The organism is Desulfoprunum benzoelyticum (assembly GCF_014201505.1).
Taxonomy (GTDB): Bacteria; Desulfobacterota; Desulfobulbia; order Desulfobulbales; family Desulfocapsaceae; genus Desulfoprunum; species Desulfoprunum benzoelyticum.
On the sequence record NZ_JACHEO010000005.1, the window covers coordinates 1 to 21727 of the forward strand.

Annotated in this window: 23 protein-coding genes and 1 pseudogene; 9 read left to right on the forward strand and 15 right to left on the reverse strand. The window is 61.6% G+C overall.

Annotation, left to right across the window (positions count from 1 at the left end; genetic code table 11):
• The 6 genes and pseudogenes from HNQ81_RS17505 to HNQ81_RS06105 all read left to right on the forward strand — a co-directional run.
• Nucleotides 1-148: pseudogene (locus HNQ81_RS17505) on the forward strand (IS1595 family transposase); the annotation flags it as partial.
• 99 nt (nucleotides 149-247) lie between these two features.
• The gene (locus HNQ81_RS06085; RefSeq protein ID WP_183349373.1) at nucleotides 248-541 is read left to right on the forward strand and encodes a type II toxin-antitoxin system RelE/ParE family toxin; all 294 of its coding nucleotides are present in this window, start codon (nucleotides 248-250) and stop codon (nucleotides 539-541) included.
• A gap of 193 nt (nucleotides 542-734) precedes the next feature.
• Nucleotides 735-974 carry a type II toxin-antitoxin system Y4mF family antitoxin gene (locus tag HNQ81_RS06090; protein ID WP_183349375.1) on the forward strand — a complete coding sequence of 80 codons (240 nt, stop codon included), beginning with the start codon at nucleotides 735-737 and terminating at the stop codon, nucleotides 972-974.
• The gene (locus HNQ81_RS06095; RefSeq protein ID WP_183349377.1) at nucleotides 961-1272 is read left to right on the forward strand and encodes a HipA N-terminal domain-containing protein; all 312 of its coding nucleotides are present in this window, start codon (nucleotides 961-963) and stop codon (nucleotides 1270-1272) included. The genes HNQ81_RS06090 and HNQ81_RS06095 overlap by 14 nt, the downstream gene beginning before the upstream one ends.
• Complete coding sequence (locus HNQ81_RS06100) at nucleotides 1269-2195, forward strand: HipA domain-containing protein (protein ID WP_183349379.1); 927 nt, start codon at nucleotides 1269-1271, stop codon at nucleotides 2193-2195. The genes HNQ81_RS06095 and HNQ81_RS06100 overlap by 4 nt, the downstream gene beginning before the upstream one ends.
• Nucleotides 2196-2275: 80 nt before the next feature.
• Nucleotides 2276-2461, forward strand: a complete 186-nt coding sequence (locus HNQ81_RS06105) for a hypothetical protein (protein WP_183349380.1) — start codon at nucleotides 2276-2278, stop codon at nucleotides 2459-2461.
• Nucleotides 2462-2530: 69 nt separating this feature from the next.
• On the opposite strand, the gene HNQ81_RS06110 is transcribed toward HNQ81_RS06105, so the two are convergent.
• The 15 genes from HNQ81_RS06110 to HNQ81_RS06180 form a co-directional block, all read right to left on the reverse strand.
• Entirely contained in the window at nucleotides 2531-3301 is a 771-nt protein-coding gene (locus HNQ81_RS06110) for an alpha/beta fold hydrolase (protein ID WP_183349382.1), read from the reverse strand.
• Nucleotides 3302-3500: 199 nt separating this feature from the next.
• Nucleotides 3501-4166, reverse strand: coding sequence for a PEP-CTERM sorting domain-containing protein (locus tag HNQ81_RS17510; RefSeq protein WP_240191828.1), 666 nt, complete (start codon nucleotides 4164-4166; stop codon nucleotides 3501-3503).
• A 522-nt stretch (nucleotides 4167-4688) separates the two neighbouring features.
• A complete protein-coding gene (locus HNQ81_RS06120) occupies nucleotides 4689-5921 on the reverse strand; it encodes a hypothetical protein (protein WP_183349383.1) in 1233 nt (410 codons plus the stop codon).
• Between the two features lie 511 nt (nucleotides 5922-6432).
• On the reverse strand, nucleotides 6433-7902 hold the full coding sequence (locus tag HNQ81_RS06125; RefSeq protein WP_240191829.1) for an ATP-binding response regulator: 1470 nt from the start codon (nucleotides 7900-7902) through the stop codon (nucleotides 6433-6435).
• Between the two features lie 13 nt (nucleotides 7903-7915).
• Nucleotides 7916-9448, reverse strand: coding sequence for a PAS domain-containing sensor histidine kinase (locus HNQ81_RS06130; RefSeq protein ID WP_183349630.1), 1533 nt, complete (start codon nucleotides 9446-9448; stop codon nucleotides 7916-7918).
• 100 nt (nucleotides 9449-9548) lie between these two features.
• Complete coding sequence (locus tag HNQ81_RS06135; RefSeq protein ID WP_183349387.1) at nucleotides 9549-10079, reverse strand: hypothetical protein; 531 nt, start codon at nucleotides 10077-10079, stop codon at nucleotides 9549-9551.
• A gap of 24 nt (nucleotides 10080-10103) precedes the next feature.
• Nucleotides 10104-10667 carry a hypothetical protein gene (locus HNQ81_RS06140; RefSeq protein ID WP_183349389.1) on the reverse strand — a complete coding sequence of 188 codons (564 nt, stop codon included), beginning with the start codon at nucleotides 10665-10667 and terminating at the stop codon, nucleotides 10104-10106.
• 125 nt (nucleotides 10668-10792) lie between these two features.
• Nucleotides 10793-11176, reverse strand: coding sequence for a response regulator (locus HNQ81_RS06145; RefSeq protein ID WP_183349391.1), 384 nt, complete (start codon nucleotides 11174-11176; stop codon nucleotides 10793-10795).
• Nucleotides 11177-11221: 45 nt separating this feature from the next.
• Nucleotides 11222-12145, reverse strand: a complete 924-nt coding sequence (locus tag HNQ81_RS06150; protein WP_183349393.1) for a methylenetetrahydrofolate reductase — start codon at nucleotides 12143-12145, stop codon at nucleotides 11222-11224.
• Nucleotides 12142-12810: a methylenetetrahydrofolate reductase C-terminal domain-containing protein gene (locus tag HNQ81_RS06155; protein WP_183349395.1), complete on the reverse strand. Its 669-nt coding sequence runs from the start codon at nucleotides 12808-12810 to the stop codon at nucleotides 12142-12144. The genes HNQ81_RS06150 and HNQ81_RS06155 overlap by 4 nt, the downstream gene beginning before the upstream one ends.
• Nucleotides 12811-12854: 44 nt before the next feature.
• Nucleotides 12855-13289, reverse strand: coding sequence for a hydrogenase iron-sulfur subunit (locus tag HNQ81_RS06160; RefSeq protein ID WP_183349397.1), 435 nt, complete (start codon nucleotides 13287-13289; stop codon nucleotides 12855-12857).
• Nucleotides 13289-16324 carry an FAD-dependent oxidoreductase gene (locus HNQ81_RS06165; protein WP_183349399.1) on the reverse strand — a complete coding sequence of 1012 codons (3036 nt, stop codon included), beginning with the start codon at nucleotides 16322-16324 and terminating at the stop codon, nucleotides 13289-13291. Before HNQ81_RS06165 ends, HNQ81_RS06160 begins: the two co-directional genes overlap by 1 nt.
• Before the next feature lie 96 nt (nucleotides 16325-16420).
• Entirely contained in the window at nucleotides 16421-17293 is an 873-nt protein-coding gene (locus tag HNQ81_RS06170; protein WP_183349401.1) for a methylenetetrahydrofolate reductase, read from the reverse strand.
• A 66-nt stretch (nucleotides 17294-17359) separates the two neighbouring features.
• A complete protein-coding gene (locus HNQ81_RS06175) occupies nucleotides 17360-18679 on the reverse strand; it encodes a (Fe-S)-binding protein (RefSeq protein ID WP_183349403.1) in 1320 nt (439 codons plus the stop codon).
• A gap of 82 nt (nucleotides 18680-18761) precedes the next feature.
• Nucleotides 18762-19028, reverse strand: coding sequence for a sulfurtransferase TusA family protein (locus HNQ81_RS06180; RefSeq protein ID WP_183349405.1), 267 nt, complete (start codon nucleotides 19026-19028; stop codon nucleotides 18762-18764).
• A gap of 229 nt (nucleotides 19029-19257) precedes the next feature.
• Here HNQ81_RS06180 and HNQ81_RS06185 point away from each other — a divergent pair, with 229 nt between their 5' ends.
• The 3 genes from HNQ81_RS06185 to HNQ81_RS06195 all read left to right on the forward strand — a co-directional run bounded on the left by HNQ81_RS06185 (nucleotide 19258) and on the right by HNQ81_RS06195 (nucleotide 21719).
• The gene (locus HNQ81_RS06185) at nucleotides 19258-20646 is read left to right on the forward strand and encodes a sigma-54 interaction domain-containing protein (protein WP_183349407.1); all 1389 of its coding nucleotides are present in this window, start codon (nucleotides 19258-19260) and stop codon (nucleotides 20644-20646) included.
• A 160-nt stretch (nucleotides 20647-20806) separates the two neighbouring features.
• A complete protein-coding gene (locus HNQ81_RS06190) occupies nucleotides 20807-21127 on the forward strand; it encodes a c-type cytochrome (protein ID WP_183349409.1) in 321 nt (106 codons plus the stop codon).
• A 166-nt stretch (nucleotides 21128-21293) separates the two neighbouring features.
• Nucleotides 21294-21719 carry a DUF2231 domain-containing protein gene (locus HNQ81_RS06195; protein WP_183349411.1) on the forward strand — a complete coding sequence of 142 codons (426 nt, stop codon included), beginning with the start codon at nucleotides 21294-21296 and terminating at the stop codon, nucleotides 21717-21719.
• Nucleotides 21720-21727 lie beyond the last annotated feature (8 nt).

Below are 21727 nucleotides of genomic sequence, written 5' to 3' on the forward strand. Positions count from 1 at the left end.
GCATCTGCCTCGTTATCTTGCCGAATTCTGCTATCGTTTCAACCGCCGGTTTCAACTCCATACAATGGTTGATCGGTTAACCTATATAGCCTTACGAACTCAACCGGTCCCGCAGCGCCTGCTCAAGTTGGCTGAAGTTCGATGGTAATCAGATATTGGAAAGTGTATCCAGGTATTCTTCTACTGGACATTTGCCATTATCAGTTCGATAAAAGGTAACTTCTCTCATCTCTCGATGTTAGCATATATGCTAACATACATCAACTTGAAACGTTCGCCTCAGAAGCAAAACGGAGTCAAAAAACTCCACCCGACAGAAAAACGTGAAGTAGATGCTGCAATCACAGCCCTCATCACCGACCCCTTCATCGGTACTGAGAAGAAAGGGGATTTGAAGGGGGTGTTTGTGTATAAATTCAATTTGATCGAGACAGAATATCTCTTATCATATCGTCTTGTTGGCGAAGATCTCGAGTTGGTTGCTCTTGGACCACACGAAAACTATTACAGGGATCTGAAATCATACTTGAAAAAGAGATGATGGGCGAATCGGACAGCCGGCACAATTCCCCTGTATAGCGGGAAAATATGTCTTAAAGCGTCGGAAGAACATGGCCCAACGACTATATCAACATAATTTCCCTGTATAGAGGGAAATAACCTTGGCGAAGCTATCATTTACCTTTACTATAGGAATAAAATGCAGATTCATCCCTATAGAGAGGGAATTTTTCATGTCAACCACCATCGCTCAACTGATAGCGTATCACCGCCGGCGCAGCGGCCTGTCCCAGCAGCAACTTGCCGCTCTGGCCGGAGTCGGCAAAAATCTGATTTATGAATTGGAAAAGGGGAAACAGACGGTGCGGCTTGAAAACCTGCTGAGCGTCTTGCGAGTGCTGAATATCGAACTGGAATTCCGCAGTCCCCTGATGACCGCTTTCCACCGGGAACTCGCCGATGCGAAGAGCTGACGTCTTGTGCAACTTTCGTTCGGCGGGACACCTGACCGAAGAAAGGCCCGGAACGTCCTATGTCTTCGCGTATGATCCGTTCTATGATGGGCCTCCCGTCTCCCTGACCATGCCGGTCAGACCGGAGCCGTATGTTTTTTCTGAATTGCCTCCGTTTTTCGAGGGATTGCTGCCGGAGGGAATGCAGCTTGAAGGACTGCTGAAACAAAGGAAAATCGACCGGGACGACAAATTCAGCCAGCTTGTGGCTGTGGGAACCGATACGGTGGGAGCGGTGACCGTCGCGGAGATCATATGAACCGCTGCCCGATCACTTACCAGCTCTGCACCGCCAGGTATTCCGAGCAGGGTCTGAAATTGCTTTCCCGCACCTTGACGACGCTGCACGACCTGCCTTTGACAACCGAACAACTGCGCCGTGAAGCCGCCGCACGGGCGGCAAAAATGTCGATCCAGGGAGTACAGCCGAAGGTAGGGGCCCGGCTGAATGTTGCCGCCGGCCGTTTCGAAATCGTTGATGTGGGTGGCCGTTACATCCTCAAACCGCAGACAGCTGCATATCCCGAAGTTCCCGAAAACGAGGACCTCACGATGCGGATGGCGGCGCAGGCGGGAATCGAAACACCCCTCCATGGGCTGATCTACGGAATCGACGGGGCCTTGACCTATTTCGTCAGAAGATTCGACCGCAAGGGCCGGAAAGAAAGGATTCATGTGGAGGACTTCGCCCAGCTCACGGGCAAAAGCCGTGCCACCAAATACCGGTCGAGCATGGAACAGGTCGTGAAAGTGATCGATGAATTCTGCACCTTTCCGGCGATTGAAAGGCTGAAACTGTTTCGTCTCGTCCTGTTCTGCTTTCTGGTCGGCAATGCGGATATGCACCTGAAAAATTTTTCACTTATCCGCCACATGGATATCATTACCCTCTCGCCGGCGTATGATCTGCTCAACACATCCATAGTCCTGCCCGGAGCTCAAGAGGAGCTGGCCCTGCCGCTGAACGGCAAAAAGAACCGCCTGAGCCGTAACGATCTCCTCCTCTATTTCGGCGCCGAGCGCCTGCACCTTCCTCCCCGGCTGATGAACACAACCCTGGAGGAAGTACACGCAGCCCGTCCCGCCTGGGAGCAGCTTATTGCCGCCAGTTTTCTCTCCGCTGACGCCAGGCAGCGCTATCAGGATCTGCTTTATGCGCGCCTCGCCCGAATCTATTCCTGATCTCCGGAAAAAGATCCCTTGCCGCCACGTCATAACGGCTCCGGCTACCCCCCCGTGGCCTCCGGTTCATGATCGCTGTCATGGAGAGGGCCGGTAGTCAAACAGGGTTGCAGGATGCAAAAGGCAGGCATTCCACCGGGGGTTCCCGGTGGCCGTCCGCCGACCTCCAGCAGCCGCTGCCGCTCGATCTGATCACCAGGATCGTGCACTTCCGGGTGGCGGAAGAGCAGCAGCAGGCGGCGGCGCGGGAAAAAGGCCGCCGGTGAGCGGGCGGGGGCCCGGGCGGGGGCGGGGCTGCACCGGGAATCGGGGGACCGGGACCGGTCGCCGTGGTCTCAACCGGCGAGACCTGTGATGAAGGTCGCCATGTGGTCGAGGGTGAGCTCCGGCAACTCGAGGTGGGGAGAGTGGCCGCAGCCGGGAAGCAGCAGCGGCGTCGCCGGGCCGCCGGTGCGGGCGGCGATGGTCTCGACCTGGGCCGGGATGCCGTACTGGTCGTCCTCCCCCTGCAGCACCAGCAGCGGCGCCTGAATCGCCGGCAGTAGGTACTCGATGGACCAGAAGCGGAAGGCCGGGTCAAGCCAGGTCCGGCACCAGGCGGTGAACATCGTTTCGGTGTTGGCGCCGTGGTGGCGGACAAGGCCTTTCAGCCGGCCGGCGGCGTAGGCCTGGTCGGCGGCGGTGATGCCGGCAATCGTCAGGTCATCGACATAGACGTGGGCGGCCTCGGTGATGATGCCGCGCAACCCCGGCGAACGGGCGGCGCCGTGGATCAGGGCGATGCTGCCGCCGTCGGAGTGGCCGACCAGCAGGTAGGGCCGATCGGGCAGCAGGGCGGCGAGAAGGCGGGGCAGTTCGCACAGGGCGTACTCGTGCATGAAATGGATCGTCCGCGGCGAGCGCAGCGGTGCTGACTTGCCGTGGCCGAGGCGGTCGTAGACCAGCCCCGAACAACCGATGGCGGCACAGAGGCGCTGGGGGAAGTCCCGCCACTGGCTCACCGAGCCGAGTCCTTCGTGGAGAAAAACCAGGCAGGGACGATGGGTTGGGCCGGGGATCAACTCATAATGAAGGGAATAGTTGGGTTCGAGTTCAAGCAGCGGCATGGGCGGACGCAGATAGAGGGAGAACGATGATGCGGCCGGGCGGGATCGGTCCGGCCGCTGACGATAGAGTCAACAGCTGAAAAGTACCCGCCACCACCGGCAAAGGCAAGGGGTGGAGAGTGGCGGGGACAAAAAAAAGGCAGGACCCCCAGAGGGACCCTGCCTGATGATGCCTGGCGGCTGGAAATACTACGCCGCTTTAGTTCTTTTTCCGCCGCCGGGCGATACCGGCGAGACCGGCAAGACCGGTGCCGAACAGCAGCATGGTAGCCGGTTCGGGAACGGGAGTATCGCCTGGGTCGCCATATACTATCATATTGGAAAGTGCTCTATTATTATATGAGAGATCAAATAAACCTAATCCTGAACCCGGATCAGCAAGATATATGTTATCAAAGAAATATAATAGAGTCCCATCGCCTGAATTCCCAGATGAACCCCCAGAGCCTGCTTTAAACGTAAAAAGGAAATCATAATATGTTGGCAACTTATTATTACCTGCTGGACTTTCCTCCCACTGTAACGAAAAATCACCAACAACACTACCTACATCAGCATTTAGAGTGAATTTAATTCCATCCAATACTCCAAATTCATTATTAATTGGTGCAGCTTCATCCTTAACAATATAATCAAATGTTTGCCCAAAATACGTTATAGATCCGGTTCCAGAAAACTGACCAGGATATGTTGTAAATTTAGTAGCAAAGGTAGGTATTGAATTACCGCCGGCATCTAAATAAGTAAATATTACATCATCAATGCGGGGTACACCATCACCATCTAAGACAAGGGCCTGCGCCACTCCCCCCATCCCCACGACCAACAATCCAGTTGCCAATGCTGCCAGAAATCTCTTCTTCATAGAGCCCCCTCCTGTGCTGAGTTTTGTTTCGTTGTTCAATGCATCAAGGACCACCCACCCTCCTGCGGATGGTTCTTACCTTTTGTTCATATCTTGCAAATTCGGGGCCATACAGAGAAAAAGAGGGCGTGACAGAGGGGAAATCGACAGCGACGTGTTAACATCCCTTAATTAATAAATTATTTTTATCGCTGGCGACGACGAAAGAGCCCTTGGCGCGACCAGCGACCGGCCGGGGCCGGTTCCTGTCCGAAAAAGCAACCGGAATTCCGAAGCAGCGGCGATCAAGAATTATTCCCATGTTTAGAGCTAGATAGGGACAGGCAGGGATTTCCGGGCAGGGATGGCGGTCCCGGAGGAATCCTCGGAGACAACACTATATGTCTGTTATCATTGATATTCCATGATCTGCCGGAACTCTTCCGGAAATCTGTTCGTTTTTCCGGAAATACGGAGATGGGCGGGCGCGATCCTGACCCCTGGCTGCCGCCGGAAAGCGGCGATCAGCCCTCACCGCCACCGCTAGCGCAGCAGTTCCGGCCACAACACCATGACCGCGCCGAGCCCGATCATCACGATCCCGCCGACGATCTTGCAGTAGCCGGCGTAGCGCATGCCGACCGTCGTGTCGAGGGCCAGCACCGCCAGGCTGAAGATCGCCAGGTCGTCGAGCATGAAGAACAGGTCGTAGAGGAGGATGTAGCCGTAGTACTGCAGGGTCGGCAGCGCCCGCAGCGACAGGGTGTGGGTGAAGATCGCCGGCAGGGCGGCGGAGCAGGCGAACTCGATCGAGTTGACGATAAAGGCCAGGGCGATGATGCTGACCACCGAGAACCAGGTCAGCGGCGAGTTGACGATCCGTTCGATCCGCCCCATCGTCCGTCGCTTCGCGGCGGCGTCGCCGATCCTGCAGGTCAGCTGGCCGCGGGTGCGGATATATTCGCGGACGCTGAGGATCCCGGCGCCGAGCGCCACCAGGCCGATGATCAGGGTCAGGGTGTGGAGATAGCCCATCAGCAGGAAGACGTTGAGCCAGGCGGTCATGAACAGGAAGTACAGCACCCCCGAGCTGAGGACGAAGGTCCCGACCAGTAGCCAGACCTTGCGCCGGTCGTTGATGCCGACGATCAGCGAGATCAGGTAGACCAGGACCCACATCGCGCAGGGGTTGAAGCCGTCGACCAGGCCGATGATGACCGCCAGGGCCGGCAGCGAGTAGTCGGCGAGGCGGATCGTGCCGACCAGCGGCAGATCAAGGCTGTCCTGGGGCCGCGAGGAGCGCTCGGCCTCGGGGTAGAGGGAGGGATCGTCGTGGAGGTAGGCGCGGAGGGCCTTCTCGATCCGGACCCCGGTCGTCTCGGCCGAGGTGTAGCCGGCGATGACGTAGGGGCCGATAAAGGTCATCGGCACCCCGAGATCCTGCGGCGGCAGGCCGCTCTCGGCGGCGAGCCTGGTCAGCAGCTGGTGGTTCGCCGGCTGCGAGGTGTCGTAGCCGGCCCAGGGGATCTCCGGGTACTTGGCCTGCATGTAGGGGATGAACTGTTTCTGCTCGCGGCAGTGCGGGCACTGGGGGTGGAAGAAGAAGGAGATCTGCTTGCCGCCGACCGTCGGGAGCTGCTGGCGGTCCCGGTATTCCTGGATCGTGAGGATCAGGCCGAGGAGGACCAGACCGATGAACAGCCAGCGCTGGAACGAATCGGCGAAATAGTCCCGCAGCCAGGCCGGGACCGCCAGGAATTTTCTGTCATCCGCCATGATGCCCTGCCTCCGCCCGGAATCGGTCATCGGTGCTCAATCTGTGTGCCATCATCGTTCTCCCCTGCGGCGTCGATCTGTCCTTGCTGGTCAGTCCCTGTGGTCTGGGGCCGGGCCGGGGTCGGTAGTGGTTCGGGACCCGGGCCGCCATGACCGTGCAGTATAGCGAATGCGAAGGAATTCCGCCACAGTTGGCGGCGGCGGGGAGGATTGCGGCTGGGACTGGGAGAAACGGAAGGACAAGATTTCTCGCTTCGCTTCGAAATGACAGCGGGGGTGGAGATTTTGGCCTTTGCCCTACCGGGGATAATGAGATTTCTCGCTTCGCTTCGAAATGACAAGAAAAATGTTCGAAATGACAGCGGGGGAGGCATCGCGACCTGTGCCCTACCGGGAACATCGAGCACTGTCATCGCGACGAATTCTCTGACTTATGCCCTTTCATCTTCTGTCATCGCGACCTGCCCCCGCTGTCATCTCGACCGCAGGGAGAGATCTCCGCAGGGCCGGCTCAGCCCCCGTTCACCGGCAGCGACACGGTGAAGGCGCTGCCCTGGCCAAGCTTGCTCTCGACCCGGATGCTGCCGCGATGGGCGGTGACGATGCTCTTGACGATCGCCAGCCCCAGGCCGGTGCCGTGGATCGTCCGGGTGTTGGCGTCCTTGACCCGGTAGAAGCTGGCGAAGATCTCCTCGAGGTCCTCCTCGGGGATGCCGTAGCCGCTATCGCGGACCGTCACCGCCAGGCAACCGCCGTCGACCCCGGCCGCCACGGTCACCCGGCCGCCCGCCGGCGAGTACTTGATGGCGTTGGTGATCAGGTTGGTGAAGACCTCGTCGAGGCCCTGGGGGTTGCCCTGGATCAGCGGCAGCGTCGGCAGCGGCTCGAGGGCCAGCTCGAGCCCGGCCGCCGTCGCCGCCGGGAGATGGAAGGCGACCTGCTCCTCCAGCAGCGTGCGGAGGTCGAGCTCCTCTTTGGCGTTGGCGATCAGCCCGGCCTCGATCCGGGCGAGGTCGAGCAGTTCCGACACCATGTTGGTGAGGTTGTGGATCTTGCCCGAGGCCCGCTCGAGGATCTCGCGCTGCTTGGCGGTGACCTCGCCGGCGAGGCCGTCGAGGATGACCTGGATCTGCATCAGCAGCGAGTTCATCGGCCCGCGGATCTCGTGCGAGACCATCGACACGAAGTCCGACTTCATCCGCTCCATCTTCTTGCCGGCGGTGATGTCGTGGAGGACGACGATGGTACCGAGGTTGGCGCCGGTGCGGCCGCGGAACGGGGCGCAGCGGACGTCGAGGATCCGCTCGGGGCGGCCGTCGGCGGCGGGCACGGTGTGTTCCCGGACGATTTCGGTGAAGGTGTCGGCCGGCATCGCCAGCGCCTCGTCGATCATCTGCTGCAGCACCACCCCGGCGGCGACCTCCTCGACCCGGCGGCCGACGACGTCGCTCTCGGCCCAGCCGGTCATCTGCAGGAAGGCGGGATTGGCGAGGACGATGCGCTGTTCGCCGTCGGTCGTCATGACCCCGTCCATCAGGCGGTTGACGACGACCCGCAGCCGCGACTTGCTGTCGGCGATGTCCTGCAGGGCCCGGGTATAGCGGAGCGACTTGGCGACGATGCCCCGCAGCTGGTCGGGGGTGAACGGTTTGGGGATGAAGTCGAAGGCCCCCTTCTTCATCGCCTCGATCGAATGCTCGACCGTCGCGTAGCCGGTGATGACGATGACGACCGTGTCCGGGTGGTGTTCCCGGACCGCGGCGAGGACATCGAAGCCCGACAGCACCGGCATCATCAGGTCGACGAGGATGATGTCGAAATGGCGGTCGGCGATCAGCGCCAGCCCCTGCTCGCCGTCGGCGGCGAGAACGACGTCGAACCCCATCTCCTCGAGGACCATCCGGCACGCCTCGCGGATCCGCGATTCGTCGTCGACCACCAGGATCCGTCCCTTGTCTTTCGTCCCTGCTCCGATATCCATGCCCATCTCCAAGCTAGCCGATCGAATCGAACAGGATCACGTCCGACATCGGCACCAGCGGCAGTTCGAGGGCAAAGGTCGTTCCCTCCGGGCTCGTGTCCTTGACGTAAATCCGTCCGTGGTTTTCTTCCATGATGCCGTAGGCCATGCTCAGCCCGAGGCCGGTCCCCTTGCCCACCTCCTTGGTGGAGAAGAAGGGATCGAAAATCTTCGACATGTTTTCCGCCGGGATACCGCCCCCGGTATCGCTGACCTCGAGGATCGCCTTGCGGTTGGGCCGGTCCTCATAGGTGCGGAGGGTCAGCGTGCCGTTGCCGTCCATCGCGTCGACGGCATTGATGATCAGGTTGATGACGACCTGGCACAGCTGGTTCTTGTCGGCATTGACCAGGACCGGGGCCGCCGGGGCGTCCTCGACGACCTTGACGTGGAGGAACAGCTTCTGGTCGCGGACCAGCCGCAGGCTCTCGCCCAGCGCCTCGTTGAGCTGGAAATACTGGCGGGTCGGGTTGGACTGGCGGCTGTAGGCGAGGAGGTTCTTGACGATCTCCTGGCAGCGCTGGGTATCCTCGATGATGTAGCGCAGATTCTGCTCGAGGGGGTGATCCTTCTCCAGCTTCTCCCGCATCATGCTGGCGTAGAGCAGGATGCCGGTCAGCGGGTTGTTGATCTCGTGGGCGACGCCGGCCGCCAGGCGGCCGAGCGAGGCCAGTTTCTCCGACTGGATCAGTTGGGCGTGGGCCTCCTTCAACTGGCGCTCGACCTCCAGCTTGTCCCGCAGGTCGTTGAAGATCCCGGCGGTCGCCGCCTCCCGCCCGTCCTCGTAGATGATGACGGCGGTCATCTCCGCCGGCACCTCGGCGCCGTCCTTGCGGCGGATCGTCACCCGGGTGATCGGCAGCTTGCCCTTTTCGCCGATCTCCTCGCTGCGCAGCTTCCGCATGATCTCCCGCGCCACCCCGGGCGGGTAGTAATCCTCGATGTTGACGTTGTCGATGTCATAACCGGAATAGCCGAACAGCTCCTCCGCCGCCCTGTTCATCAGGATGATCCGGCCCTGGCGGTCGGCGGCGATGATGCCGGAGACGGAGGTCTGGACGACCTGGTCGATCAGCTCCCGGACGCCGCTGTACATCTTCTCGAGATTCTTGACCCGGGTGACGTCGCGGATGCTCTCGATGATGAAATCGACCTCCCCGTCGGCGCCGAGAATCGGCGAAAACACCCGCTCCTCCCAGCCTTCGCCGCCGTAGACGTCGTGGTACTTGAGCAGCACCGACTGACCGCTGCGGGTATGCACCGCCCGGGCCAGCGGGCATTCGCCCTGTTCGGCGCAGGGGAATTTCTGCTCGGGATAATTGCGGAGGTTGACTTCCCGGCAGGAGCGACCGATGATCTCCTCCTCCTCGACCCCCATCTTCTCCAGGTACCGGCCGTTGACGGCGATGATCGTCCGGTCGGGCAGGAGGATGATCGTGGGGTAGGACAGTGACTCGAACACCCGCAGCCGCCAGTCGATTTCCCTGTCGATGCCTTTGTTCATCATGGCCGTTCTTCCTCCACAGTATTGCAGCGATCCCGCCACACGAGCCGACTGCACCACCCCCCGGACGGCGTCGGCGCCGCCGCAGCGATTCGCCGCCGCCTCAGCCATTGCTGGGCCCCGCCGGCGGCCGGCTGTCGATGACAAAGGTGTGCCTCAGGCAATCGACGGTCCGGGCGGCGCAATCCGCCGGCACCACCAGGTGGATGCTGGTCCCGGAACAGCCGGAGGCCAGCAGCGGGATCGCCGCCGCCAGCACCGGGGCGATCGCCGCCTCGGCGATGCCGTAGCGATCCTGGAAGTGCGGCCCGTGCAGATAGACCATCTCCACCGGCGCCAGCTGCCGCCACGACCCGGGACCGGCGCCGGTCCCGGATTCCAGCAGGCGGCGAATCCGCTGGTCCCGATCATCGTCGGACGCCAGCAGCAGCGACAGCCGCATCGTGCCGGCGGAGAGGGGCTGCAGGGTCACCAGCTGAAAGGTCACGCCGGCCTGGCCCAGGGAGGCGATCATCTCCCCCCAGTGCGCCAGCCGTTGCCCCGGGAACTCCACCGTGAACAGGGACAGACCGGTGACGGTCGAGACTCCGTAGATGCGGATCTGGGGTTCCCAGTATACAGCAATTGTTTCCATTGGCAGCTCAGAAAACTTCGGTACTCACCGTTTGATCTGGGTGATGGAAAACTCGGGCCGGAAGGGGGAATGATGCTCCGGCAGATCGACTATGGCGCCCAGTATTGCCACCGCCTCATCGAGCCGCGGAAAGTCGATGTTGACCGACAACGCCGAGATCGAGGTGCAGAGGCTGTGGACAGCGATCCCGGCCTCGGCCAGGGAGGCGACGACGCGGCCGAGCAGGGCGGGGCTGCGGCGATGCGGAAAAATCGTCAGCGTCCCGACCCCGGCGATCCGCTCTATCCGCTCCGTTCCCGGCCGGCCGGCGACATCGCCAGCGTCGACCGGGACGGCGGCGAGGAGCGCATCGACCTCCAGGGCCGCGGCGGCGGCAACGCAGAAGGTGCTGCGGAGCAGGTCGCCATCGCGGCCGGAGCAGAAATAGGTCAGATTGATCCGCCGCCCCGCCAACTGCCGCAGCACGATCGGCAGCGACCGGTCGGCAATTGCGACCTGGCGGCAGGTGTACTGGACCAGTTCGGGGCTGAACTTGATGCCGCCGACATCGATCCGGGGTTCATCTGGAGGCGTTAGCTGCTTCTCCACTCGTCATCGGCCGGTAAAAGATGGGAATTCATCCTCCGGACAGCGCCGGAGGATCAGGGGATATTGCACGGACGAATCCCGCATCGAACACATGGACCTTCTCCGTTTCGATGCGGGAATGGGGTCTACAGGCTGTCCTGGACGATCTCAACGAGCTTGTCCATGTCGACCGGCTTCGCCACGTAGTCGTCGGCCAGGGTCGTCTTGCCGCCCATGTGGGTGTAGTTGGTCGAGGAGATCGCATCGGTGACCGCCGTCAGCAGGACGATGACGATGCCCTTGTACTCCTCGGACGTCTTCAGCTCGTTGCACAGGGTGTAGCCGTCCTTGCGCGGCATCATGACATCGAGGATGATCAGTGCCGGCCGCTCCTCCTTGATTTTGGCCATCGCCTCGACGCCGTCATAGGCCTTGGCGACCCGGAAATTCTTGCTCTCCAGTTTCATGGCCATCATCTCGACCAGATCGGTATCGTCATCCACTACCAGTATGAGATTGTTCTTACTCATGCTCTTTTCCTCCTCAACATCTGTTGAGATCAGTCTCAGGTTTATCTATACTACAGGTCTGGGCAGCAGGCCGGCTCGTTCAACGATTTCCTTGACCTTTTCTTCCCAGTCGATGGCCATGATGTGGAAGCCGGCGACGCCCTCGATCTTCTTCAGCCGCTCGATGGTCTCGATGCAGATGGTGATGCCCTCCTCCGGCTGCTTCTCCTTCGGCTGGGCCGCCATCCGGTCGACGATCTCCTGGGGGACGTCCATACCGGGCACCTTGTTCTTCATGTAGCGGGCGGCGCCGACCGACTTGATCGGGGTGATGCCGGCGAGGATATAGCACTTCTTGTGCAGCCCCATCGACCGCACCCCTTCCATCCATTTCTCGAACTTGTCGACGTTGAAGATGCACTGGGTCTGGATGAAATCCGCCCCCGCCGCGATCTTCTTGGCCAGACGCAGGACCCGCAGCTCGAAGGGATCGGCGAAGGGGTTGGCGGCGGCGCCGATGAACATCTTCGGCGGGTTCTTGAGCTCGGCCCCGCCCTGGAACAGCCCTTCGTCGCGCATCCGCTTGACCATCTGGATCATCTGGATGGAGTCGATGTCATGGACGTTGGCGGCCATCGGGTGGTCGCCGAACTTGGTGTGATCGCCGGACAGACAGAGCATCGTGTCGATCCCCAGCGAATAGGCGCCGATGATGTCGGCCTGCATCGCCAGGCGGTTGCGGTCGCGGCTGACGACCTGCAGCAGCGGGTTGAGCCCCTCCTGCCTGAGAATCGCCGAGGCGGCGAGACTCGACATCCGCACCATCGCCGTCTGGTTGTCGGTGACGTTGATCGCATCGACGACGCCCTCGAGATATTTTCCCTTCTCCCGCACCTTATCGGGCATGCACCCCCGCGGCGGGCCGCACTCGGAGGTTACTGCCAGATGCCCTGCGGCCAGTACCTTCTCCAGTTTGCTTTCGGTTTTCATTCTGCCAGATCCTCTCTGATTATCTTTCTTGGGCCAGCGCCTTTACCTGCCCGCCAGTCCTTGGCCGGGGCAATCTCCACATAGCGATCCTGCTGCCCTAATTCCTTCAACCGCTCCCAGATCAGGGCCCAGGCGCAGTCGACATCGTCGCCGATCTCGCAGTGGCCGTTCGTCGACCCACCGCAGGGACCGTTCATCAGCTGTTTGGCACAGCGGGCGATCGGGCAGATGCCGCCGGTTTCACCGAGCAGGCAATTGCCGCAGCCCATGCACCTCTCGGCCCAGACGCCCTGCCGTTCCGAGGCCCCCATGAACTTGGTGTTGAGGGCCGGGTAGACAGGTTTGTTCTTGAAGCGGCGGGCCACTTCCTGGACCCCGCAGCCACAGGCCATCGACATCACCGCGTCGACGCCGTCGAGCATCGGCACCAGCTCCTCGACATACTCGGGGTCGCACTGGCGCTCGAGGGTGTGTTCCCGCACCTCGATGCTGGCGCCGGCCTTGAGCAGGGCCATCTGCAGCCCGGAGGCGAGCAGTCCCACCTCCTTGCGGCCGCCGGCGGCGCAGACCGTCACGCACTCGTTGCAGCCGACAAGCAGGATGCGCCGATAGGGACGAATATATTCAATGAGTTCTTCCAGGGGTTTTCGTTCTGCCGTGATCATTGTTGTTCACTCTCCTGTTGCAAAAAATTGCAGGGAAATCGTCTTCAAGCCGCTTTTCCCGTTTCAATGGCGGCATGGATCGGGCTCGGCCCCATCCGACGGATCTTCTCGGTGATCTCCGTCGCCACCTGGGCGAAACGGTAGCCCATGCCGGCGGACATCGTCACCATTTCCAGGCGATCCGGCTCGATGCCGATTTCATCCATATATCTGCGAACATAGGCAACCATGCGGGCCGCCTTGGTATTGCCGTTCTTGAAGTGGCAGTCACCCTCGAGGCAGCCGGCGACGTACACCCCGTCGGCCCCCTTCTCGAAGGCCTTGACGACGTGCATCGCATCGACCTTGCCCGAGCAGGGAACCCGGATGACCTTGACATTGGGGGGATAGGAAAGCCGCTGGCTCCCCGCCATGTCGGCGGCGGTATAGGCACAGTAGTGGCAGCAGAAGGCCACGATGACCGGTTCAAAGTTATCCATCACGCGATACTCCTCTCAAAGAGTTCTTCCAGTTTGGCCATGATCCGGTCATCCTCGAACTGCATCAGCTGGATGGCCTTGGCCGGACAGACGGAGGCGCAGACACCGCAACCGTGGCACTTGGCCGGATCGATTTCCGAATAGCCGTCGGCATTGATGTAGGGGATGCCGAAGGGGCAGGCCCGGACGCAGACCAGACAGGCGGCGCAGCGATCGCGGTCGACCCGGGCCGCCCTGGCCCCGAGATCGATGGTGTCGCGGGCCAGCATCGTCAACGCCCGCGAGGAGGCGGCCAGCGCCTGGGCGACACTCTCGCGGATCAGCTTCGGCCCGTGGGCGGTGCCGGCGACGAAGAAGCCGGGCACCGGCAGATCGACCGGCCGCAGTTTGACATGGTCTTCGAGGAAATAGCCGTCGGCGGTCCGCGGGATCTTGAAGATCATCGCCAACTCGTCGTTGCCGTCCTCGTCGGCCACCAGGCCGGTGCTGAGACAGAGCCGATCGGCGTTGACGGTGATCTCGCGGCCCAGGACCGGGTCGTTGAAGGTGACCTCGACCATGTTCCCCACCGCCTTCACCTGCGGCGGCGCCTCGGCGCTGTAGCGGGCGAAGATCACCCCGGCCTGGCGCGCCTTCTGGTAATACTCCTCCTGGAAGCCGTAGGTCCGCATGTCGCGATACAGCACGAAAATGCGGGCTTCGGGGTTGACCTCGAGGATCCGCAGGGCGTTCTTGACCGCGGTCTGGCAGCAGATCCGGGAACAGTTGGGATTGTCGGCGGTCCGCGACCCGACGCACTGGATCATCACGACGTTGTCCCAGGTCCGGACGGTCTCGGGATTTTCCGCGATCAGGGCCTGCAGCTCGAGCTGGGTCGACACCTGGCTGCACTCGTCGAGCAGGTACTGGGCGGGGCGGTTCGGCAGGGCGCCGGTGGCGAGAATCGTGACCCCGTGCTCGATCTGGCGGTAGAACATCTGCCGTCCGGTCTGCATCCCGGTCTTGAACATGCCGGGCAGACCGCTGTGGTCGACGATCAGCGCCCGGGTGATGACCTGGATGTTGGCATGGGCCTCGGTGCGGGCGACAAGATCACGCACCAGCGGCGCCACTTCGTCACCTTCCAGGGTCCGGTGGATCTTCGCCGCCTGACCGCCGAGCGCGGCCGAGCGTTCGGCGAGGTAGACCTTGTGGCCGTGGTCGGCGAGCTGGAGGGCGGCGGTCATGCCGGCGACACCGCCGCCGACGACCAGCACGTCCTTGTTCATCGGCAGACTGTGGTCGGCCAGCGGCTGGGAGCGGACAACGCTGCCGACCGCCATCCGGACCAGGTCCTTGGCCTTTTCGGTCGCCCCTTCGGCCCGGTTGGCATGAACCCAGGTGACCTGATCGCGGATATTGGCAATCTCGAGAAGATAGCGGTTGAGGCCGGCCTTGCGGATGACTTCCTGGAACTTGGCCTCATGGGTGCGGGGCGAACAGCCGCCGATCACGACCCGGTTGATCTTCTCGTCGACGATGATCTGCTGGATCTGGCGCATCGACTCGCGGCTGCAGCCGTGGCCCTGGAGGCGGGAGACGGCGACATGGGGCAGGGTCCCGGCGTAGTCGGCCAGGGCGCCGGCATCGATGACCCCGCCGATATTCTCGCCGCAGTCGCAGATGAAGACCCCGACCCGCGGTTCCTCGCCGACCACGCCGAATTCGGGGGGCAGCAGTTCCTGGTCCGCCTCGGTCTTCTCGACCTTCTCGGCCGGGGCGAGATCACCGGCGGCCATGATCGCGGCGGCGCTGGCCTGGACCATGGTCTCGGGAATATCCTTCGGCGCCTCGATGACCCCGGCGACATAGACGCCGGGTACCGAAGTCACCACCGGGTTGAAGCCGTCGGTGGTCGGGAACCCGCCGCTGTTGAGATCAAGGCCCAGCTTGCCGGCCAGGACCCGGACGTCGTCGGCCACCCGGAAACCGGTGGAGAGGACGACGATATCGAATTCCTCCGTGACATTGACGGGACCGCTGTCGGTGCCGTAGGTCACGACCAGATTGTCGACCCCGGCCGGGCGGAGGACACTGTGCGGCCGGCTGCGGACGAAGCGGACCCCGAACTCGTCCCGCGCCCGCAGAAAGTAGCGCTCGTAGTCCTTGCCCATGGTCCGCATGTCCATGTAGAAGATCGTCGTCTCGATGTCGTCGCCGAACCGCTCCTTCGTGACGATGGCCTCCTTCAGGGCGAACATGCAGCAGGCGCTCGAACAGTACTGGCCGGCCCCCTTCTGCAGGCCCCGGGAGCCGACGCACTGGATCCAGGCGACCTTCTTCGGCTGCTGGCCGTTCGAGGGCCGGATCAGCCGACCCATCGTCGGTCCGGAGGCGGACAGGATCCGCTCGTACTCGAGGCTGGTGACGACGTCGGCCTGGGCGGCGTAGCCGAGATAATCGAGATGGCTGGGGTCGAACAGGGCGCCGCCGGGAACGAAGACGATCGAGGCGCACTTGACCTCGCGCCTGCTGCCGAAGTCGTCGGGGTTGATCGCCCCGGCCGGGCACGATTCCATCAGGGCCTTGACGTCGGTGCACTTGGCCATGTCGATCGAAAAGGCCTGGGGCGTCGCCTGGGGATAGCGCATGCAGGTCGGGGCGCGATGGTCGAGCCCGGGGGTGAACCGCACCCATTCCGGAAATTTCTTGTGGCACTCGCCGCAGGCGGTGCACTTGTCGAGGTTGATGAAGCGGGGGGCGGTCTCGAGCTGGACCGTGAAATCGCCCTTCGTGCCCTTGACGTCGGTGACCGTCGTCATCGTCACCAGTTCGATGTGTTCCTGGCGGCTGCCCTCGGAGAGATTGGGCGCCAGGGTGCACAGATCGCAGTTGTTGGTCGGGAAGGTGCGGTCGAGCTGGGTCATCAGCCCGCCGATGGAGTAGGCGCGATCGACAAGGATGACGTTCTTTTCGGCCTCGGCCAGGTCGAGAGCCGTACGGATGCCGGCCATGCCGCCGCCGATCACCAGGACTCTGTTGTTGCTGGTATTCATATTGTCTCTATCTCTCTCTTCATTTCCCCGGCCCGATGGCGGGCCCCCGGACGCTCTCCGGAAGCCCGGACATTCCGGGTCGGCGACGATTGGTTGTCAGATTCCGGCGATATCGAGAATTGCCGGCAGCTTGTGCTCCCAGCCGAGGGTCTGGATCATGACCCCTTCGGTCATCGTCTTCAAGGCCGCCACCGTCTCGCCGGCGATCTGGATCCCCTCCTGCTCGCGATCCGATGACTTCCTGATGCGGCGGGTGAGCTCGTCGGAAATATGGGCGCCGGGTTCGCTGTTGGCGATATACTGGGCGATCGCCAGCGACTTGAGGAGGAAGACGGTGGGAATGACCGGGACCCCGAGCTTCTTGAACTGCGGCAACTGGGTGGCGAAGTGGGAAAGATCGAAGACCGGCGGGGTGATGACGAACATCGCCCCGGCCTCGATTTTTCTGGCGGCGACCGCCAGTTCGGCCTCCAGTTCGGCGGCATCGGCGCAGGGGGCGATGGTGCAGCCGACGGTGAAGCTGGGAATGCCGTCAAGATCGAAACCGGCCAGGTCGCGACCGGCCTGGAGCTGGCGGATGGCGCCCAGCAGGCCGATCTCGTCGAGGTCGGCGACGGTCTTGGCGTCGCTGTGGTCACCCTGGCTCATCTCCTCGCTGTGGGCGACGATCAGGTTCTGGATGCCGAGGACATGGGCGGCGAGGATGTCGCCCTGGAGGGCCATGCGGTTGCGGTCGCGACAGTAGGTGTGGATGATTGCCTCCACCCCCTGCTGCTGCATCAGGACGCCGCCGGCAATCGCGCTCATGCGCATGATGCCGTTGTCCATATCGGGAATGACGACCGCATCGATCCTGCCCTTGATGCGCCGCGCATCGGTCATCAGCCTCGAGATATTCACACCCTTCGGGGTATGCATCTCGGCCAGGACTACAAATTCATGTGCCTGTAATCTTTTCTGAAAACTCATCGTTTCCTCTCTCCGGATACCAGCATCTCAGCTTCGGGTTGCTCCCTGCAGGTCATCATGACCTCCTTACAGGGCAGTTTCGGGATGAAAAACATTGACGTCGCGCAGATCGTCTCCCAGGTAGGTCCGCTCGTTGGGGCCGAGGATCCCCAGCGACAGACAGATCAGGGTCCAGATATGGACGGTACTGTACTTGCCGCCGAAATGGTGGCCGATATCGTGGACCTGGGCGTGGCAGTTGTGGCAGCCGGTGATGCAGTAATCGGCCCCGGTGGCCGTGATCTGGTCGAACTTGATCTTGCCGTAGGTCCGCCGCTCCTCGGGATAGCCGGACTGGAGGAAGCCGCCGCCGCCGCCGCAACAGTAGTTGTTCGACTTGTTCGGCGTCATCTCGATGATATTCTCCTTGCCGACGACCGATTCGACGACGAAGCGGAGGTCATCGGCGACGGGATCGCCGAAACTCTTGCGGACGATCTGGCAGGGATCCTGGATCGTGAACTTGACCCCCAGATCCTTGTTCCAGTCGGAATTGACCTTCAGGCGGCCTTCGCGGATCCACCTGGCGTAGTACTGATAGATTGAAGCAACTTCAAACTTGTGATCGATGTTGAATTTTTTCAGTCCGGCCCGGACCGAGAAGGTGATGTGGCCTCACTCGGTGTTGAGAAAGACCTTCGCCCCGAGCTGGTCGGCCTGGCGGGCCGAGACCCGGGTCACATGCTCCCAGCTCTCGTTCTCGGCGAGGAACATGCAGTAGTTTTCCGCCGCCCAGCCCTTGCTGCCGTAGGTCCAGTCGACCCCGGCGAGATGGAGGATCTTCCACAGCGGCACCAGCTCGTCCGGCTCCGTCACCGGTTCGCGGGAGTTCTGGTTGAGGAAGAAATGGGCACCCTCCTTGTCGATCGGGGCCTGCATGTCGGCGAATTCCGGCTGCGACTCGCGGTACTCTTCGAGCACGTCCTGGACGACGAAGACGAAGTCGTCGGGCGCCGTGCCCATGGCGCTGTTGGAATCGTTGCGCAGGGCCATGTCGCAGGAATTGCGGATGCCGCTCGGCCGCTTGTCCCGCGGCCAGGAGGCCCGGGCATTGAAGACGAGCTGGGGGATGTTGATCTTCATCGGGCAGACGTAGCTGCACCGCTCACACATCGTGCACATCCAGACCCACGGGGTCGTCGTGACCTCGTCGTCGAGGCCCATCGCACACATGCGCAGGAATTTGCGCGGGTCCATATCCGCCAGACCGGCCGCCGGGCATCCGGAGACGCAGGCGCCGCAGGTCAGGCAGAGGTTGAGGTTGCCCCCTTCCGGGAGAAGCTCCTTCACCGCATCGATGAAACCGCTCTTCTTTTTACCTGTTATAACAATACTGTTTTCCGGCATGAATCTGTCCTTTTCCTCTCGGGTTTCTACATCGGGATATCCCGGTTCTTCCTACCGTCCGTCGCCGCTCCCGCCCCCGCCTTCAGGGCCGGCACTTGCGGATCCGCACCCGGAAAAAATCGGGTCCGGTATAACTCCTGCCGTCCATCAGCACTTCGTACGAGGCCTCGGGCAGCACCTTCAGCAGATCCTGTTTGATATCGGGGTCGGAGCCCCGGATCTCCATGATCTGTGACGGCTGCATCCGACTGAAGGCCTCCGTCATCTTCAACAGTGAGATGGACGAGAAGGTATTTCTGAAATCCAGTATGATGTCGTCGTTGCCTGCCACTTCCGCACACTCCTCCATGTTGTCCACCCGATCTGTTGAGCAACAATCGGGCCAGTTGCAGGGGAAGTGAAAATATTATCCCCCAGACAGTACTTTTCTCCCTGCCATTCCAGCCTCTTGCCATCATTGACAAAATTTTCTGGAGATTGAAAAAGATCGGAAAGATGGGTACAGTGCTTAACATCACTGCTAAATTGTTTAAACAGTTACCCTTTACAGGTGTTAAGGCTTAACAGGGGGAGATCGCATGACCGGGCGGGAATTGGATGGGTATTGGAAGACCGTGGTGAACACCCTTCGCGACGGCATCATGATCGTCAATACCCGCGGCGCCATTGTCTCCGTCAACCGGGCCTTCGAGCAGATCACCGGCTACGACCGCGAGGAGCTGATCGGCAAGAGCTGCGAAATCCTTCACTGCGACACCTGTGCCCGCGCCCGGGCCGAGGGGGGCGCCTTCTGGTGCAGCCTGTACCTGTCCGAGGAGGCCGAACAGCGGAAATGCCAGATCCGGCGCAAGGACGGCCGGGAAATCCAGGCCCTCAAGAACGCCGCGATCCTCCGCGATGCCGAGGGCAACGTCATCGGCGCGGTCGAGACCCTGGCCGATCTCTCCGAAATCACCGAGAAGGAAAACCAGATCGAGGCCTTCCGGCGGCAGCTCCACTCCGAGGACGAGTTCCACGGCATCGTCGGCAGTTCGGCAGCGATGCAGCGGGTCTTCGCGATGATCGAGAACGCCGCCGCCTCCGACGCCCCGGTCATCATCTACGGTGAGAGCGGCACCGGCAAGGAGCTCGTCAGCCGGGCGATCCACGACATCGGCCTGCGTCGGACCCGACCGTTCGTCAAGGTGAACTGCGCCAGCCTGACCGAATCGCTGCTCGAAAGCGAACTGTTCGGCCACGTCCGCGGCGCCTACACCGGTGCCTACAAGGACCGGGTCGGCCGCTTCGAACTGGCCAACAAGGGCGACATTTTCCTCGACGAAATCGGCGACCTGCCGATCCCGACCCAGACCAAACTGCTGCGGGTGCTGGAAGAAAAGATCGTCGAGCGGGTCGGCTCCAGCACCCCGATCACCACCGACGTCCGGATCATTTCCGCCACCAACAAGGACCTGCTGCAACTGGTGGAGCAGGGCGCCTACCGCCAGGACTTCTATTTCCGGATCAACGTCATCCCGATCGTCCTGCCGCCGCTGCGTCAGCGGGTCGACGATATCCCGCTGCTGGCCGAGAAATTTTTCAACAAGCTGCGGCTGAAGAGCGGCAAGGAGCTCGCCGGCATCAGCCGGGAGACGATGGAGCTCCTCGTCAACCACAGCTGGCCCGGCAATGTCAGGGAACTGAAGGGGGCCTTCGAATACGCCTTCGTCACCTGCCATGAGGAGATGATCCAACCCATCCATCTCCCCGAGACGATCCTGCGGCCGAAGGCGGCCGAAACCGCCGCCAAAAAGAAGGCCTTCAGCCTGAAGGAGATCGAGAAACAGGAACTGCTCGAAGTCCTGGAGCGGACCGGCGGCAACCAGTCGAAGGCGGCGGAGATCCTCGGGGTGTCGCGGGTCACGGTCTGGAACCGGATGCGACGGTTCGGGATCGACGCCAAACGGACGATCGAGACCAGGGGGTGAGCGTTTAAGCGTTTAAGCGTTTAAGCGTTTAAACGTTTAAACGTTTGATCGCTTGATCGCTTGATCGCTTGATCGCTTGATCGTTTGATCGCTTAATCGCTTAATCGCTTGATCGCTTGATCGCTTGATCGCTTAAACATTCTTTCCAAGAGGACGAACCATGCTCAACCCGGCGGATGTCAAGATCCCCCTTATCCTCCTCACCCTCTTCGGCGCCGCGATACTGACGGCCTGCAGTACCCCGGCCGGCGATGCCGCCAACGGCAAACGGTGGTATGCGATGCACAACTGCTCCGCCTGCCACGGCCAGAACGCCGACGACGGCCGCGCGCTGGCGATCGCCGACCTCGACATGGGCTTCACCAGGTTCGAGGCCATCCTCCGGAAGCCCTCGTCGCCGAGCATGCCGGCGTTCTCCGAGGAGAAACTGCCGCGCCAGGACGCCGCCGACATCTACGCCTGGCTCAAATCTCTCAACTGAGCGGATTCATAGATCTCTTCGTTTTCAAGGGCGGGAGAAAAAATGGATGCCAAGGGATGAGGAATGATTATCCTATTGGCATGGGAGGCGCCGTCCGACCCGCCTCCGCCCGGCAGACGACGAATGTCGTCTGCACCCTTGCACCGGCCGCGGAAAGGAGGAGAACATGGTTGAAGATCTCTTTGCACTCCTGGAAAACATAGGCTTCAGTCACCCCCTGCACCCGATGATGACCCATCTGCCGATGGGCATGGTCGTCGGGATGGTGGTGTTTTCGTTGATCGGCCTGGTGGGGAAAAAACCGCGACTGAGCGAGACCGCGTATTACTGTTCCCTGCTGGCTCTGGTATCGGTCTTTCCGGCGATCGCCGCCGGGCTGCTCGACTGGCTGCATTCGTTAGGCGGGATCTGGAGTCCGTTGATCATCGTCAAGATGATTCTCGCCACCCTGCTGATCCTGCTGCTGATCGGCGCGGCGGTCCTCAAGCAATGGGGCGCCTCACCCGGAAAGCTGCTGCTGGTCTATCTCCTGTGCCTGGCCTGCGCCGGCGGCCTCGGCTACGCGGGAGGCGAACTGGTTTACGGCGGATAAGCCGACAA

What these genes read in the sequence shown, in the direction of transcription:
- HNQ81_RS06135 (WP_183349387.1), bottom strand. Translation starts at nt 10,079, where the DNA reads ATGGAAACAATTGCTGTATACTGGGAACCCCAGATCCGCATCTACGGA.
- HNQ81_RS06160 (WP_183349397.1), bottom strand. Translation starts at nt 13,289, where the DNA reads ATGGATAACTTTGAACCGGTCATCGTGGCCTTCTGCTGCCACTACTGT.
- HNQ81_RS06180 (WP_183349405.1), bottom strand. Translation starts at nt 19,028, where the DNA reads ATGGAGGAGTGTGCGGAAGTGGCAGGCAACGACGACATCATACTGGAT.
- HNQ81_RS06145 (WP_183349391.1), bottom strand. Translation starts at nt 11,176, where the DNA reads ATGAGTAAGAACAATCTCATACTGGTAGTGGATGACGATACCGATCTG.
- HNQ81_RS06190 (WP_183349409.1), top strand. Translation starts at nt 20,807, where the DNA reads ATGCTCAACCCGGCGGATGTCAAGATCCCCCTTATCCTCCTCACCCTC.
- HNQ81_RS06120 (WP_183349383.1), bottom strand. Translation starts at nt 5,921, where the DNA reads ATGGCGGATGACAGAAAATTCCTGGCGGTCCCGGCCTGGCTGCGGGAC.
- HNQ81_RS06090 (WP_183349375.1), top strand. Translation starts at nt 735, where the DNA reads ATGTCAACCACCATCGCTCAACTGATAGCGTATCACCGCCGGCGCAGC.
- HNQ81_RS06095 (WP_183349377.1), top strand. Translation starts at nt 961, where the DNA reads ATGCGAAGAGCTGACGTCTTGTGCAACTTTCGTTCGGCGGGACACCTG.
- HNQ81_RS06165 (WP_183349399.1), bottom strand. Translation starts at nt 16,324, where the DNA reads ATGAATACCAGCAACAACAGAGTCCTGGTGATCGGCGGCGGCATGGCC.
- HNQ81_RS06195 (WP_183349411.1), top strand. Translation starts at nt 21,294, where the DNA reads ATGGTTGAAGATCTCTTTGCACTCCTGGAAAACATAGGCTTCAGTCAC.
- HNQ81_RS06185 (WP_183349407.1), top strand. Translation starts at nt 19,258, where the DNA reads ATGACCGGGCGGGAATTGGATGGGTATTGGAAGACCGTGGTGAACACC.
- HNQ81_RS06100 (WP_183349379.1), top strand. Translation starts at nt 1,269, where the DNA reads ATGAACCGCTGCCCGATCACTTACCAGCTCTGCACCGCCAGGTATTCC.
- HNQ81_RS06150 (WP_183349393.1), bottom strand. Translation starts at nt 12,145, where the DNA reads ATGAAAACCGAAAGCAAACTGGAGAAGGTACTGGCCGCAGGGCATCTG.
- HNQ81_RS06085 (WP_183349373.1), top strand. Translation starts at nt 248, where the DNA reads ATGCTAACATACATCAACTTGAAACGTTCGCCTCAGAAGCAAAACGGA.
- HNQ81_RS17510 (WP_240191828.1), bottom strand. Translation starts at nt 4,166, where the DNA reads ATGAAGAAGAGATTTCTGGCAGCATTGGCAACTGGATTGTTGGTCGTG.
- HNQ81_RS06110 (WP_183349382.1), bottom strand. Translation starts at nt 3,301, where the DNA reads ATGCCGCTGCTTGAACTCGAACCCAACTATTCCCTTCATTATGAGTTG.
- HNQ81_RS06130 (WP_183349630.1), bottom strand. Translation starts at nt 9,448, where the DNA reads ATGATGAACAAAGGCATCGACAGGGAAATCGACTGGCGGCTGCGGGTG.
- HNQ81_RS06105 (WP_183349380.1), top strand. Translation starts at nt 2,276, where the DNA reads ATGGAGAGGGCCGGTAGTCAAACAGGGTTGCAGGATGCAAAAGGCAGG.
- HNQ81_RS06125 (WP_240191829.1), bottom strand. Translation starts at nt 7,902, where the DNA reads ATGGATATCGGAGCAGGGACGAAAGACAAGGGACGGATCCTGGTGGTC.
- HNQ81_RS06170 (WP_183349401.1), bottom strand. Translation starts at nt 17,293, where the DNA reads ATGAGTTTTCAGAAAAGATTACAGGCACATGAATTTGTAGTCCTGGCC.
- HNQ81_RS06155 (WP_183349395.1), bottom strand. Translation starts at nt 12,810, where the DNA reads ATGATCACGGCAGAACGAAAACCCCTGGAAGAACTCATTGAATATATT.